14 protein-coding genes are annotated in these 14067 nt (G+C 71.5%); 10 read left to right on the plus strand and 4 right to left on the minus strand.

Annotated features, from left to right (window positions below; translation table 11 throughout):
- Positions 1-36: 36 nt before the first annotated feature.
- Entirely contained in the window at positions 37-1614 is a 1578-nt protein-coding gene (locus tag F0U63_RS44220; RefSeq protein WP_395840615.1) for a ricin-type beta-trefoil lectin domain protein, read from the plus strand.
- Between the two features lie 13 nt (positions 1615-1627).
- On the opposite strand, the gene F0U63_RS44225 is transcribed toward F0U63_RS44220, so the two are convergent.
- The 4 genes from F0U63_RS44225 to F0U63_RS44240 form a co-directional block, all read right to left on the minus strand.
- Positions 1628-2872, minus strand: coding sequence for a hypothetical protein (locus F0U63_RS44225; RefSeq protein WP_395840617.1), 1245 nt, complete (start codon positions 2870-2872; stop codon positions 1628-1630).
- 131 nt (positions 2873-3003) lie between these two features.
- Positions 3004-3372: a response regulator gene (locus tag F0U63_RS44230; RefSeq protein WP_395840619.1), complete on the minus strand. Its 369-nt coding sequence runs from the start codon at positions 3370-3372 to the stop codon at positions 3004-3006.
- A gap of 259 nt (positions 3373-3631) precedes the next feature.
- On the minus strand, positions 3632-4219 hold the full coding sequence (locus F0U63_RS44235; protein ID WP_395840622.1) for an NUDIX hydrolase: 588 nt from the start codon (positions 4217-4219) through the stop codon (positions 3632-3634).
- Positions 4220-4221: 2 nt separating this feature from the next.
- Positions 4222-5115, minus strand: coding sequence for an undecaprenyl-diphosphate phosphatase (locus F0U63_RS44240; protein ID WP_395840625.1), 894 nt, complete (start codon positions 5113-5115; stop codon positions 4222-4224).
- Positions 5116-5195: 80 nt separating this feature from the next.
- On the opposite strand from F0U63_RS44240, the gene F0U63_RS44245 reads away from it, so the two are divergent.
- The 9 genes from F0U63_RS44245 (at position 5196) to F0U63_RS44285 (ending at position 14058) form a co-directional block, all read left to right on the plus strand.
- On the plus strand, positions 5196-5687 hold the full coding sequence (locus tag F0U63_RS44245) for a YchJ family protein (RefSeq protein WP_395840627.1): 492 nt from the start codon (positions 5196-5198) through the stop codon (positions 5685-5687).
- A 168-nt stretch (positions 5688-5855) separates the two neighbouring features.
- Complete coding sequence (locus F0U63_RS44250) at positions 5856-6785, plus strand: hypothetical protein (protein ID WP_395840629.1); 930 nt, start codon at positions 5856-5858, stop codon at positions 6783-6785.
- A complete protein-coding gene (locus F0U63_RS44255; protein WP_395840632.1) occupies positions 6785-7387 on the plus strand; it encodes a hypothetical protein in 603 nt (200 codons plus the stop codon). The genes F0U63_RS44250 and F0U63_RS44255 overlap by 1 nt, the downstream gene beginning before the upstream one ends.
- Positions 7384-9087 (plus strand): hypothetical protein, encoded by a 1704-nt coding sequence (locus tag F0U63_RS44260; RefSeq protein ID WP_395840634.1) that lies wholly within the window; start codon positions 7384-7386, stop codon positions 9085-9087. The genes F0U63_RS44255 and F0U63_RS44260 overlap by 4 nt, the downstream gene beginning before the upstream one ends.
- Positions 9077-10237, plus strand: a complete 1161-nt coding sequence (locus tag F0U63_RS44265) for a hypothetical protein (RefSeq protein WP_395840638.1) — start codon at positions 9077-9079, stop codon at positions 10235-10237. Before F0U63_RS44260 ends, F0U63_RS44265 begins: the two co-directional genes overlap by 11 nt.
- Positions 10231-10914, plus strand: a complete 684-nt coding sequence (locus tag F0U63_RS44270) for a tetratricopeptide repeat protein (RefSeq protein WP_395840641.1) — start codon at positions 10231-10233, stop codon at positions 10912-10914. Before F0U63_RS44265 ends, F0U63_RS44270 begins: the two co-directional genes overlap by 7 nt.
- Before the next feature lie 4 nt (positions 10915-10918).
- Positions 10919-11719: a MotA/TolQ/ExbB proton channel family protein gene (locus tag F0U63_RS44275; RefSeq protein ID WP_395840644.1), complete on the plus strand. Its 801-nt coding sequence runs from the start codon at positions 10919-10921 to the stop codon at positions 11717-11719.
- Positions 11716-12342 carry a flagellar motor protein MotB gene (locus tag F0U63_RS44280; protein ID WP_395840646.1) on the plus strand — a complete coding sequence of 209 codons (627 nt, stop codon included), beginning with the start codon at positions 11716-11718 and terminating at the stop codon, positions 12340-12342. Before F0U63_RS44275 ends, F0U63_RS44280 begins: the two co-directional genes overlap by 4 nt.
- Before the next feature lie 3 nt (positions 12343-12345).
- Positions 12346-14058 carry a FliG C-terminal domain-containing protein gene (locus tag F0U63_RS44285; RefSeq protein ID WP_395840650.1) on the plus strand — a complete coding sequence of 571 codons (1713 nt, stop codon included), beginning with the start codon at positions 12346-12348 and terminating at the stop codon, positions 14056-14058.
- Positions 14059-14067: the final 9 nt, after the last annotated feature.

Raw genomic sequence — 14067 nt, forward strand, 5'->3', positions numbered from 1 at the left:
GAAGCGGCTTCACTTCACCTGTAGAGAAAGACAGACATGAAGAATACGAAGCTCAATGCGCTCTCCACCGCGACGGCGTTGTTCGCCACCATCGCCACCGTGAATGCCTTGCCAGCGACTGCCGAGGCCGCTCCCGCCGGAAAGAGCGTGACCTCGCCGGAGGTGTCGCAGGACATGCTCAACGCGATGCGCCGGGACCTGCCGGGCACCGAGGAGCAGTTGCTGCGCCGGCTGGACTTCGAGGCGAAGGCGCCCTCCCTGGAGCGGGGCCTGCGCGAGCAGCTCGGAGAGCGCTTCGGCGGCGCCTGGTTGAACGCGGAGGGCACCGGGCTCATCGTCGGCGTCACCGATGAGGCCAGCGCCGCGCGCGTTCGCCGCGCCGGAGCCGAGCCCCGGCTCGTCAAGCACAGCAAGGCGCGGCTGGACGAGATCATGGAGGAGCTGAACCGCAACGCCCACAACGCGCCCTCCTCCGTCTACTCCTGGTACGTGGACGTCGCCACCAACAGCGTCGTCGTGCAGGCGGAGAACGCCACGAGCCTGATGGCATCGCGCGCCCAGTCGTTCGTCTCCCTGAGCAGCGGCGCGAAGGACGGGGCGATCCGCGTGGAGCACTCCGCCCAGGCCCCGCGCCCGGCGTACGACGTGCGCGGCGGCGAGGTCTACTTCTTCGGCACCGGGGCCGGTGGCTCCTACGGCGCCTGCTCGGTGGGCTTCTCCGTGGTGGGCGGCTTCGTCACCGCGGGACACTGCGGCGGGGCGGGCACCCCCGCGCTCGGCTTCAACTGGCAGTCCATGGGCAGCGTCCGGGGCTCCGTCTGGCCCGGCAGTGACATGGGGTGGGTGGGCACCAACGGCTCGTGGACGCCGCAGCCCTGGGTGTACAACCACAACAACGGCAACGTCCTGGTCCAGGGCTCCAACCAGGCCGGCATCGGCGCGTCCATCTGTCGCTCCGGCAACACCACGGGCTGGCGGTGTGGAACGCTCCAGGCCACGAACATCACCGTCAACTACTCCGATGGCCCCGTCTATGGCCTGTCCAAGACCAGTGCGTGCGCCAATCCCGGTGACTCGGGTGGCTCGGTGCTCTCCGGCAACCAGGCGCAGGGCGTGACCTCGGGCATCGCGGGCGGCTGCGACAGCAGCGCTCCCCAGACGTTCTTCCAGCCCGTCAACCCCATCCTCAGCAAGTTCGGCCTCACGCTCCTCACGAGCGGCGGTGGCAGCGGCGGCGGTGTGTCGTTCGTGTCGCGGATGAACGGCAAGTGCATCGACGTGCCCAACTCCCAATTCAACGACGGCATGCAGCTGCAGATGTGGACCTGCAACAACTCCGCCGCCCAGAAGTTCACCTGGGACGGCGCCCGGCTGAAGATTGGCGGCAAGTGCATGGACGTGGCCGGGGCCTCGACGGCCGACGGCACCCGCATCCAACTCGCCAACTGCAATGGCAACCGCGCCCAGGACTTCACGCTCAGCCCCGCGGGCGACCTGGTCAGCTATCTCGCCAACAAGTGCGTGGACATCGAGGGCTTCAACGCCAACGACGGCGCCAAGCTGAGCATCTACAACTGCACCGGCACCTCGAACCAGAAGTGGGACGCCCGCTAGTCCCGGCCCGGGGTCACGCCGCCCACTGACGCACGATGCGGTGGGTGGCCTCGGCCTGGACGGAGTCCGGCCGCAACTGCATCCCCACGCCGCGGGCGCCCACCAGGCACACATGGCCGGCGCTCGCGGCCTCTCCGGGCCGTACCTCGTCCGCGAACCACAGCTCGCCGCCCTGGGCGAACACCGCCTGGCGCAGGTACGCGTCGAAGTCCGCCTCGGGCAACAGCCGCAACTGCTCCACCAGCAGTTCCACCGTGACGTCCACCTCGGCGGCGTCCGCCTCCGGCTTCGCGCCGAGCGGAGCCGTCAGGCCCCGGAACATCCCGGCGGCACGGTGCGCCGGCAGGAACGCGGCATAGCCGGGCCGCAACACCGCCACGCCCGGCTCCGTGCGCGAGCCCGGCGCGGCGCCCTCGGGCACACGCCAGGCGGGCACCACGGACACGTCCCGCACCCGCGGCGTGCCATCCACCCGCCCGAGGAAGGGCGAGCGGCGGTGCAGCTCGAGCAGCGCGGCCAGCCGTCCCGCGGCCCCCGCGTGGCGCACGGTGACCCGGCGCTCGCCCTCGACGCGCACCTCGCCCCAGGCCGCCAGGGCGGTGATGCCCTCCGGAGCGATGGACGCGAGCGACACCTGCACCGGCTCGCCCAGGCGCGGCTGCCACACCAGCCGCTTCGCGGTGAGCCAGAAGCGCCCCGTGTAGCGCAAGGAGTAGACGGCCAGGAGCACTCCACCCAGGACGAGCACCGGCACCACGCCGCCCCGCCGCCCGAGGAGATGTTGGTGGGTGAGCACGAGCAGCGCGAACACCCACGCACCCGGCCACGCGAGGAAGTGCCGCAACCCCTGCGAGCCCTCGAACAACACCGGCTCGTCGTCACCCGGGGGCCGGGGCAGCGGCTCGGACATCAGCCGCTCCAGGTGCCCCCACACCTCGGCGAGCGACGCGCCCTCCTGGTGCGAGAGGCGGGCGAGCCGCGCGCGGGCCACGCGCTCCACCCGCTCGCGCCGCGCGAGCAGCCGCCGGTGGGCCCCCGGAGCGCCCCGGGCGAGCCACTCGCTCACCGCGGGCTCCAGCGCCAGCGCCCCTCGCAGCAGGTCCACCCGCACGCGCAGGCGCCACTTCCAGCGCGGCGAACGCAACACCCGCAGCAGCTCGCCGTAGCAGGCCAGGGCCTGGGGACCGAGCACCTCGTCCGCGACGTCCAGGGAGCCGCTCTCGCGGGCAGTCACATCGCGGGGAAAGGCCAGATGCATGCCGGAAGTCCTCTCGACAATTCCCCGTCCCAACAGTCCGGGTCCGCCAGTTCCATCCACCCGCGTCCGCCCGGCCGTGCCCCGCGGCGAAGCCTGGAGGGCAGCCAGGAGAGCATGCGCCCTCCCCTTCCTCAGGAGGCCCGCTGGGTGCCCAGCAGGGCCCGGACATCGGCGATGAGGCGGTCATCATCCCACGGCTTGCTGATGAAGTGGGAGATGACCCCGGCCTCGGGTCCACCGGAAGACAGGTCCGCGTGGCCGGAGATGAGCACCCGCACGGTCGAGGGCGCCATCCGCAACACCTGGCCGAGCAGCTCCAGGCCGTTCATGCCCCGCATGCGGAAGTCGGAGATGACGACGTCCGCGGGAAACGTGGCCAGCTTCTCGATGGCCTCCTCGCCCCCGAGGGCGACCTCGATGGAGAAGCCCTCGCGCCGCAACAATCTGCGGAGGGCGCCCACCACATGCACTTCGTCATCGACGATGAGAATCCTGGCCATACGGGCTCCGAACCACACCGGCGCGCTCCCCTCCAGCCCACCCCCATGCGGGTTCCTCGTTCCGGGACACACCGTGCCACGGATGAACGAGCGCTCGGGAGACAAGTCGGAGACGGCGCGCGGCGAGCCCGAACCATCCACGAAGAAGCCGGGTGCGAGCAATAGCGACAACGGACGCGCGGCCTGGAACGTCTCGGGCCAAGCACCCGCACCGGAGCATGCGGCGCCAGCCTGTAATTTCTAAAGCCCTGGAAGCGCCTCAAGGCGGGGACAGCGCGCCGGTGAGGCTCAGCAGGTGGCGCAGGATGCGGCCGGTGGCGCCCCAGATGACGTGGCTCTCGTAGGTGTAGAAATCCACCTCGTACGCCACACCCCGAGCGAAGTGGGGCTCGGTGCGGTGGACGGTGGGGTCCATCAGGTGCGCCAGGGGCACCTCGACGATGAACTCCACTTCCGCGGGGTTGGGCTTGTACTCCAGGCCATGGGGAAGCACGCCCACGAAGGGATGAATGCGAAAGCCCGAGCCGCCCAGGGTGGCCACTTCGTCCAGGGCGCCGAGCACGCGCACTCCCGTCACGTCGATGCCGAGCTCCTCGCGCGTCTCGCGCAGCGCCGTCTGCAGGGGCGTGGGGTCCGCGGCGTCGCGCGAGCCGCCGGGGAAGGAGTACTGGCCGGCGTGGTGACGCAGCGTGGAGGGACGCTTGGTGAAGAGCACCTGGGGCACCCCGTCGCGCAGCAGCAGGGGCACCAGCACCGCCGCCTCGCGCAGCACGAGCCCCGGCACGCGCAACGCCCGGGGCGGCCGGGTGGACAGATGGTTCTCGAGCGCGTCGAAGAGAGGGTGCACGGCTACTCCGTCAGTTGCTTCTCCACGGGGACCTTCAGGGGCCTGGAGGGCGTGTCCGTGTTCTCCAACCCGGACTGGGGGTGCAGCACGCCCCGCTGCAACAGCACGAGCAGCAGGCAGCCGAGCACCACACGGTAGACGATGAAGACGAGCGTGGAGCGCCGGCGCAGGTAGCTCAACAGCCACGCGATGGCGGCCCATCCCGAGCCGAAGGCAACCAGCGTCCCCACCACCAGCGCCAGCGTCGAGGGACGCTCGGTGGCCTCCAGGAGGTGCTTGAGCTCGAAGAGGCCCGCGAGCGAGGTGGCGGGAATGGACAGGAGGAAGGAGTAGCGCGCCGCGTCCTCGCGCCGCAGCCCCAGGGACAGGGCCCCGGTGATGGTGGTGCCCGAGCGCGAGGAGCCCGGAATGAGGGCGAGCGCCTGCCACAGCCCCACGATGATGCCGTCGCGCCAGGTCATCTGCTCCAGGGTGCGCTGGTGCGAGGCCAGCTGCTCCACGATGAAGAGGATGAGGGCGAGCAGGATGAGGCTCGCCGAGATGACGTAGAGCGAGCGCAGCGACGTCTCGATGCTCTTCTTGAAGAGCAGGCCGCACACGCCGATGGGCAGCGTGCCCACGAGCACGAACCACGCGAGGCGCGACTCGGTGGTGGCCATGGGCTGGCGCCGCGCGAGCCCCTGGAAGAAGGCCCGGGCGAGCGTGACCAGATCCTTGCGGAAGTAGATGAGCACGGCCGCCACGGTGCCCAGTTGGATGACGGCCGAGTACGCCGCGCCCGGGTCGGCCCAGCCGAACAGCTCCGGGACGATGCGCAGGTGCGCGGTGGAGCTGATGGGCAGGAACTCGGTCAACCCCTGGACCAGTCCGAGAACGATGGCTTGGAAGAGACTCATAGAGGAGGGAAGTGCATGTATGCGCTAGCCTCCAGGGCAGCAAGGTCCTTCACGTCGGAGCTGTCTTCCGGAAACACCCCATGCCCCCCACCCCTCCCTGCCCCTGCTCCTCGGGCCTGCGCTACACCGCGTGCTGCGCCCGCTACCACCGCGGCACCGCGGAAGCCCCGGACGCCGAGGCCCTCATGCGCTCGCGCTACAGCGCCTTCGCCCTGCGCGAGGTGGACTACCTCTGGCGCACCCTGCACCCCGACCACCCGGACCGCTCCCGCCCCCGGGAAGACTTCGTGCGCGAGCTGCGCGCCCAGGCCGGCGCCCTCAAGTACCCCCGGCTGTACGTGTTGGATCGCCAGCTCACCGACCCGTCCGGGACGTCGGTGGTGCTCTTCTACGCGCGCGTCTTCGAGAGCGGTAAGGATCGCTCCTTCGTGGAGCGCTCGGAGTTCCGCCACGATGGCACGGGCTGGCGCTACCGGAGCGGCGAGGCGCGCGCCCCCCAGTCCCTGCCCGCGCCCCCGGAGTCCCTCACCCTGGCCACCTTCGCCGCGTCCACGGGTCCGGCCGGGGAGTAGGATGTCGCCCGGTGGGACGGGGGAGAGCCCCCCTTTCAGACCCGGGGCCCCTTCGGGTAAAAGGTGATCCACCACGCGCATGCGGGCCGAAGCGGGGGACGGGTCGTTCACGTGAATCGGACGCGGTCGAGGTCACCACGCAACCAGGGCAGGGGGAGTCTCGGTGGGGTGGCGCTCCTGGGCGCCCTGCTGGGAGGCTGCGAGACGTACTTCGTGGACCCCTACCCGCCCGAGCTCAGCACCCTGCCCCGTGAACAGGTGGTGAAGGCGCAGGATGTCCCCCTGGTCTACGGTCTCATCTTCGATCTCCACGTTCCCAATGCCGCCGAGTGCACCCGCGTCAAGCAGCAGTTGACGGCGGCCTTCCGGACCGCGTTGCTGCCCCCGGGCCGCAAGGGGATGGAGCTGTCCCCCTGGGAGCTCTCACCGGGGTGTGTTCAGTCCAGCTTCCGGTCGTATCCCTATAGCCAATACGCGGATCAGCTCAGGCAGGCGGAGGAGCTCTTCGGCCGGGGGCGGATCAAGCCGGTGTTGCTCTACTTCAACAACGTGGAGCTGCCGCTTCCATCGTCCCTGAGGGAAGACTTCATCAATCTGCAGAACGGGGGCAGCAACCCCCCTCATGTCTGGGCCCTGACGACCCCGGAGGTCCTGAGCAACACCCGGTTCACCCAGAGCGCGCCCTGGACCTACAGCACGGATCCCCGCCTGACGGCGAGACTCGAGGAGCTGGCCCGGGTGCAGTTGCCCTTCATCCAGTTCGAGCAGCCTCCCGCGGAGGGCTTTGCCCTCTTCACCCCGAAGGAGCTCTCCGGGGTGCGCGAATTCAAGGGGTGCACCCGCCCGAGCGGCCTGGACGGCGTGAACTTCGTCTACGGACCCCAGAGCGTACCGGTGAACGCGGCCCAGCCGCCCCGCTTCCAGGTGACCGTCCCACAGCAGGAGCCGGTCCCTCGCAACCAGAAGCTCGAGCCACTGAGCTTCCGCTTCACGCTCGAGGTGTGCCGCGAGGACTGCGAGCGCTTCTTCTCCACTCCCGAGGGCGAGCTCCTGGCCTGGAACGCCACGCCCCGCTGCTTCCTGACGGGCCCCCGCTGATGCTCTCCGGACTCCTCCTCGCCCTGCTCGCCGCGGACCCCGCCTCGCCCATTCCCGGCGCCGAGGGCACGCCCGTGCGCGTCGAGCGGCGGCTGCTGCTCAAGAAGGACCACGTGTTCGCCACCGGAGGCCTGGGCTATCTGGCGCGCGGCGACTACTACAACAACCCGGGCCTGCTGCTGTCCGGAAGCTGGTACCCGATGGAGATGGGCGGCGTGGAGCTCAAGCTCGCCCTGTTCCTCTCCTCGCTCAGCGCCGCGGGCTCCGAGGTCTTCGATCGCACCGGCCTCGTCCCCGACGCCCAGCGCCCCGTCGCGCTGCTCGCGGCCGGCTGGCGGCAGGGGCTCGGCTACGGCAAGGTGCTCGTCGGCACCGGGACGCTGCTGCACTTCGACGTGCAGGCCGCCGCCCACCTGGGCTTCACCTTCACCGATCGCGGGGTGAGCCCTTCCCCGATGGTGGGCCCCGGCCTGCTCGTGCGCGTGAGTCCGCGCGTCCACGCGCAGCTCGATGTGCCCCTCGTGGTGACCTTCGAGAAGCGCCAGCGGGGCCTGGTGTCGTTCGGGGTCCTGCCCACGCTGACATTCGGGGTGGTGCTGTGAGGGGGCCGCTGCTCGCGGTGGCGCTCACCGCCCACCCCTACGCCGAGCCCTTCTGGGCGAGGGATCTCACCGCGCTGGTGGAGCGGCTGGCCGAGCCCCCCGTGGACCCGGCCGATGCCGAGCGGCAGCGGCTCTTCGGCGACGTGGTGCGCTTCCTCAACTGCGAGCCCCTCGCGCCCCTGCGGCCCGAGGACAGCCCCCTCGCCCCGCGCGCCCTGTTGCGCCTGGAGGTGGCCCGCCGGGGCCGGCTCGGCGCATCCGCCGCCTCCTCCGCCACGCTGTGGCGCGACGTGCTCACCCCCGGCTTCTTCCGGCGCGCCGCGCTGCTCCCCAAGGATCAGGCGCTGCGCTGGCCCATCGAGGAGGAGAACTGGTCCTCCGAGACGCTCGAGCTGCGGCTGCGGCCCTCGTCCTGTGCACAGCCCGTCCCCGCCACGGATGAGCTGCCCCTGCTCACCTCCGAATTGGAGCGGGAGGTGGACAAGGCCCTGGGCGCGGAGGTGGCGCACCGGCTGCTCTATCACCGCGCGTCCCGGCTGCTCATGCTCGGGCGGGCCGACGAGGCACGGGAGGTGGCACGCCGGTTGAGCCCCTCCGCGATGGGCGACGCGCCGCGGCCCCTGGGCCAACTGCTGCGGCTCGGCCTCGGAATCGATCCTCCCGCGGGCTACCTGGCCCTGGTGGACGAGCCCGTGCTCGCCCCGTCGCGGCTGCCCATCGTCGCGCAGGCCGCGGCGCACCTGTCCACCGAGGCCCGTTGGCGGGAGGTGCTCGCGCTCACCGAGCCCTACGCGCCAGGGCCCGACGCCCGGGCCTCGCTCTCCGAGTCGCCCGAGCGCTGGGATGTCTTCTACCGGCGGGCGCTGGCGTACCAGGCGCTCGGGGAACGCGAGTCGCTCGCGCGCATGTGGCCCTCCGTCTTCCCCGCCCTCGCCAGCGCCCAGGAGCCCCGGGTGGAGGCGCTGCGAGGCATCGCCCTCGTCGACCTGGCGCGTGGCACGCTGGACGCCCAGGCCCTGACGCTGCTGCGCGACCTGGGACCCGCCGCGGCCTTCCCCCGGCGGCTGGCCACCCTGGGGGGCCTCGCGCTGGACCGGGGCAACGTGCGGCTGGCGCTCGAGGTCTCCGAGCGGCTGTTGCTCGAGAAGAGCGCCCTCTTCCGGGCCCGGGGGCACACGCTGCGCGCCGAGGTGGCGCTCGCCTCGGGCGACTCGGCGGGACTCACCCGCGCCGTCGAGCGGCTGCTCGTGCTGCGCCGTCAGGAGCACGTGCCCGCGAAGGACCTGGAGGAGCTGGACCGCATCGTGCTCGCGCTCGCGCAGGCGTTGGTGACGGCGAGCGCGGACCTGACGGAGGCGCGGTGGCGCCCGCTGCTCGCCACCCAGTTGGACGGGATGCGCCAGGCGGTGCACTCGCGCCACGAGAAGACCTTCCCCGCGCTGCTCGCGGCGCTCGAGGACCGGGGTCCCCAGGCGGCGGCGAAGGGCAAGCGCCTGGAGGCCTTCGTCGCGGTGGGTCAGGTGGCGGTGGGCGCGCCTCCGGGACTCGAGCCTCCGCCGCCCCTCACCGTGAGCTGGCCCGAGCCCTGGTCCCTGCTCGCCCTTCCCCTTCCCGAGGGCTCCTGGCGCGACTGGTTCCCGCGCGAGCCCCCATCCCCCGTCTCCGCTCCCGCGAAGACCGAGGTTCCGCATGCGCCGTGAAGCCATCATCCTCCTCACCGGGCTCCTGTGGGCGCTCGGCGCGGGGGCCCAGACGCCCACAGAGGCGCCACCGACGTCACCCCCCGACAACGAGATGTCCGGCGAGGCCAGCATCTACGCCCGGCCGCGGACGCCCCCGCGGCTGGAGGCGCGCGAGGGACGGCTCGTGCGGCCGGGCGATCGCGTGGACGCCAACGACGTGCTGGATGAGATCATCGACGAGTTCGCCGCGGACGTGGCGCGCCTGGGCGCCAACCGCATCTCCCCCATCCTCCTGGAGCGGGTGCGCGTCTCGGAGAACATGAATCCCGAGTTCGCGAGTGTCTTCGAGGCGCGCCTCATCGCCGCCATCTACCGCGCGGCGAACGTGCGGGTGGTGCGCTGCTACGAGTGCTACGCCACGCACGCCGAGGTGGAGAATGGCACGTGGGTGGTGCGCCGGGGCCTGTCGCGCCGCGAGGACCTCCAGCAGGTGATGAAGAAGTACAACGCCCAGGTGGTGCTCAACGCGAGCCTCACCCTGTACACCGCGCCCAACTCCTTCGCGTTCGACGTGGAGATGGTGCGAGGCGAGGACGCCTCCGTCTTCTTCGCCGAGGGCTACCGGGTACACCCGCACACGGCGCTGCTCTACCGCTCCGCGGACAAGGTGCAGCACCGGGAGGCGCGGCTCAAGGACCTGGAGGACCGCATCAACGCGAAGCCGCGCTTCAACCACTCGGTGCACCTGGGCGCCATCGTCATCCCCACCCAGAACCATCCGGACGGGGCCATCTGGGCGCCCTACACCGCCTACCGGTTCACCGAGGCCTTCGGCGAGGAGCGCACCTGGCGCGCGGGCGGGACGGTGGCGGCCATCATCAACCCCACGCGCATCGGCGGCGCGCTGCTGGAGGCCACGCTGCTCTCGCGCATCAACCCGGAGAACGTCTACAGCATCAACTGCTTCGCGGGCGGCTCGGCGGGCTTCTTCGTCACGGGGGCGACGGGCAACTCGCCCATGTTCAACGCCCAGGCGGAGTGCGTGCTGGCGCACCGCATCACCCTGCAGGCGAGCCTCGGGTTCCTGGTGCCCTTCGCGAGCAGCGAGGACAGTACGTACTTCGTGGGCGGGCTGACCCCGCAGGTAGGAATGGGTTTCACATGGTGAGGACCAGGTTCTGGGGATGGGTGCTCGTGGCGGTGCTGCCCGCGTGCACGAGTACGCCGAAAACCAAGGTGCTGGTGGTGCCGGACGAGATGCGGCGCTCGGCGGCCCCGAGCCGGCGGCCGGGAGCCGACAGGGACAAGGGCCCGCCCCTCCCACCGCCGCAGAAGTACATCCTGCGCATGGCCGAGAACGGCCGCGTGTGGGAGATGGAATTGCCCGAGGGCTCGGGCGGCTACGAGGTGCGCCTGCCGCTCGCGGGCGGCGGCCCCGTGGAGATGCTCACCTCCGCGGACGAGGAGATGCTCGCCGAGTCCGTGCTGAGCCTGAAGCAGGACAAGGCGGCCTCCGCGCCCAAGGGCGAGCAGCCGAAGGCGCCCGGCAATGCCCCGGTGGTGGACGCGAACCGGGCGGCGCGCACGCGCAGCTATCTCGGGGGCGTGGCGCGGGTGAAGGAGATGTACGCCTCGCGCAAATACGAACTGGCCCTCATCGAGCTCGTCGCGCTGGAGAAGGAGTACCCCCAGGACGCGCGGCTGCTGGCCATGAAGGGCTCGCTCTACGTCAAGCTGAACCAGCCCAAGCTGGCCCGGCAGGCGTGGGAGAAGGCCCTGTCCATCAATCCGGACGACGCGGGCGTGGCCGAGGCCCTGCGCGCCACCACCTCGGGAGAGGAATAGGACCATGCACTTCATCATCGGAATGCTGGGGCTCGGCCTGACCCTGGCCTACACCCTGACCCAGGGGCACGCGAGCGGCTTCGGGGGCATCATCCACGTGCCCTCGCTCGTGTTGCTGGGGTTCGCGCCGCTGTGCATGACGGTGGCCTCGTACAAGTTCAGCGAGCTCGGGGGCGCGGCGCGGGCGGTGGTGCGCGCGCTGCGCTTCTCCGCGTCGCGCTCGCGTGCCCAGCTCTATGAGGCCCTCACCCAGTTCGCCGCCGAGGTGCGCCAGCGCCGTCCAGCCCGCGCGTTGGAGATCGCCAGCCAGGCGCAACACGACGTGCTGCGGCAGCTCGGGCCCCTGGTCATCCGCCAGTACTCCGCCGCGGACATCGAGAGCACCGCCAGCACGTCGCTCTTCTGCATGGTGAGCGGCATGAAGCGCGCCGAGGACGTCCTGGGCACGCTGTCGCGCGTGGCGCCGGCCACGGGCCTCGTGGGCACGGTGCTCGGACTCATCTCGCTGCTCAAGGACCTGTCGCGCTTCGAGCAGCTCGGCCCCTCCATGGCGCTCGCGCTCCTGTGCACCCTGTACGGGCTGCTGCTCGCCAACGCCGTGTACCAGCCGCTCGCACGCATCATCCACTCACACATGACGGTGGCGGTGGAGGAGGCGCGGCTCATCACCCGCGCGCTCGTGCTCATCCGCGAGGACAAGCCGCTCGCGGACGTGCGCAAGCTCTTCGAGCTGTCCGGCACCTCGCCCCATGCGGCGGGCGCCCCGGCCGCGGAGATCGCCACCGGAACGGCGGGTGAGCCGTGAAGGAGGATCCGGAGCTGCAAGCGCTGCTGCAAGGCGGCCAGGACGACGAGCTGTGGCTCATCAGCTACGCGGACCTGCTGACGCTGCTCATCGGCTTCTTCGTGCTGCTGCTCGCCGTGTCGCCGCCGAAGATGGCGCAGTTCGAGCGCATGGCGGCCTCGCTCTCGGGCGAGGCGACCCCCCTGGAGGAACTCAAGGAGAAGGTGGACACCTTCATCACCCAAGAGGGGTTGCAGCAGAAGGTGCTCACCCGCCAGGAGGCGGACGGGCTGGCCATCGAGTTCAAGGACGCGCTCCTGTTCGACTCGGGCTCGGCGGACATCCGCGCCGAGGGCAGCGCGGCGATCACCTCGATCGCCCGGATGCTGCAGACCCTGCCCTCCCGCGGGCTCGTCATCGAGGGGTACACCGATGACGTACCCATCCGCACCGCCCGCTTCGCCTCCAATTGGGAACTGTCCTCGCAGCGCGCCATCAACGTGCGCACCGCCCTCGAGCAGAGCGGTGTGGGCCGTGAGCGGATGTCGGTGCGGGGCTTCGCCGATACCCGCCGCGTCGACGTCCCGGGCTCGCCCGAGGAACAACGCGCCGCCAACCGCCGGGTCGTCATCCGGGTGGAATAGCCAATGACTCGCCTGTCACGACACCTTCTGCCGCTGCTCGCCGTCCTGGCCTGGACGGGCATCGCCCTGGCCGCGCCCTCCACGCCCCAGGCCCGCCTGCGCGCGGAGTCCGAGGAGCGGGCCCGCGCGGAGATCACCGACTTGTTGCGCACCCTCTGCCCCGAGCAATGCGTGCTCGTGTCGGTGGAGGCCCGCGTCGAGGACGAGACCGTGGGCGGCGCGGCTCCGGGCTTCGAGAGCCTGTCGACGAGCGCGAGCCTGCCCACCCTGCGCTCGGTGAGCGCGCGCGTGCTGACGGACAGCCAGCTCCCGGGCACCTTCCGCACCCGGCTCAAGGATCTGGTGGCGCAGCGGCTCAAGACGGTGAGCGCCCAGCCCACGGTCGAGCTGGAGTCCGTGGCCTTCCCGCCGCGCAACGCCCCCCACCTGGAGGCCCCCCCGCGCGAGGCGAAGCCGCCCCCGCCCGCGGCCACGCCCCCGCCAACGCCCGACAGTGAGCCCGAGCCCACACCCGCGGTGCCCCTGAGCCAGCGCGCCGAGGAGCGGCTGCTGGAGGCGGCCCCGCTGCTGGCGGTGGCGGCGCTGCTCGCGCTGACGGTGCTGGTGCTGGGCGTGCTGCTCGTGGTGGCCACCCGCCGCGCGTCGCCGCCCCCGGGCCTGGAGTATGGGCCAGAGCTGCCCCTGGCCCCCCTCGAGCCCGCGCCCGCGGCCCCTCCCGCCCCCACCGAATACCCGTCCCACCGGGCCGGACGGCTGGAGCGGACGCTGCGAGAGGAGCGCTCGGTGCGCAACGCCGTGGTGCGCGAGGCACTCGCGCGGGGCGAGCTGCGGCAGGTGGCGCTGTGGACCCGGGAGATGGGGGAGTTCCTCCTGGAGGACCTCAGAGGAGACCCCGCCCTGTCCGCGTCGCTGGTGGGGCTCGCCGCCGAGCTGGGGCGAGTGCCCTCCGTGGACGAGGGAGCGCGGGCCTCCGCGCTGTACGACCTGGAGGGGAGGACCATCGCCTCGCGGCTGACCCAGGCGGACGGCTCGGTGGAGATGGCCTTCGCCTTCCTGGAGGGCGTGCGGCCCGAGCGCTTCGCGAGCACGTGCCTGGGACTGGCGCCGGGAGCCCGGGAGGTGGCGCTGCGCTTCGCGCCCTCCGCGCTGCGCTCGGCGGCCTTGCAGTCCCTGAACTCCGCCCAGCGACGGGAGCTCGCGCTGGGCCTCGCCCGGCAGCCCGAGCTGAGCACGCGCTACGCCCTGGCGGTGGCGGACGAGCTGCGCGCCCAGCTCGCCGAGAGCACGGGAGGCCTCTCCCAGCTCGAGCGCGTCCTGGGCGAGGTGCTCGACACGCTGTCCATGGCCGATCAGGACCGGCTCGTCGAGCGGCTGCGGCAGGAGGGCTCGGAGCGGCTGGCCTCGTCCCTGGTCACCGAGTCCACCCTGGTGAACGCGCCGGTGGAGGTGCTCGGCGCGGCCCTGCTGCGCCTGCCCGCCGCCCAGGTCGTCACCTACCTGAGCGGGGCCGAGGGCTCCTTGCGCGAGCAACTGCTGAATGCCTGCCCCGCCTCGCTCCAGCGCGAATTGCGCGAGGAGCTGGGAATGCGTGGCGCGGGACGTCCGGAGGAGTTCACTGGCGCCAGAAGAGAGCTGCTTGCCTGCGTGAAGGATGAGATGGTGCGCAGGGGATTGAATACATCGCAGAATGGCGCGCGAGCCGGGCGCGCCAATTGAGGGGGTAGT

The sequence above is a fragment of the Cystobacter fuscus genome, assembly GCF_044360685.1.
Taxonomy (GTDB): domain Bacteria; phylum Myxococcota; class Myxococcia; order Myxococcales; family Myxococcaceae; genus Cystobacter; species Cystobacter fuscus_C.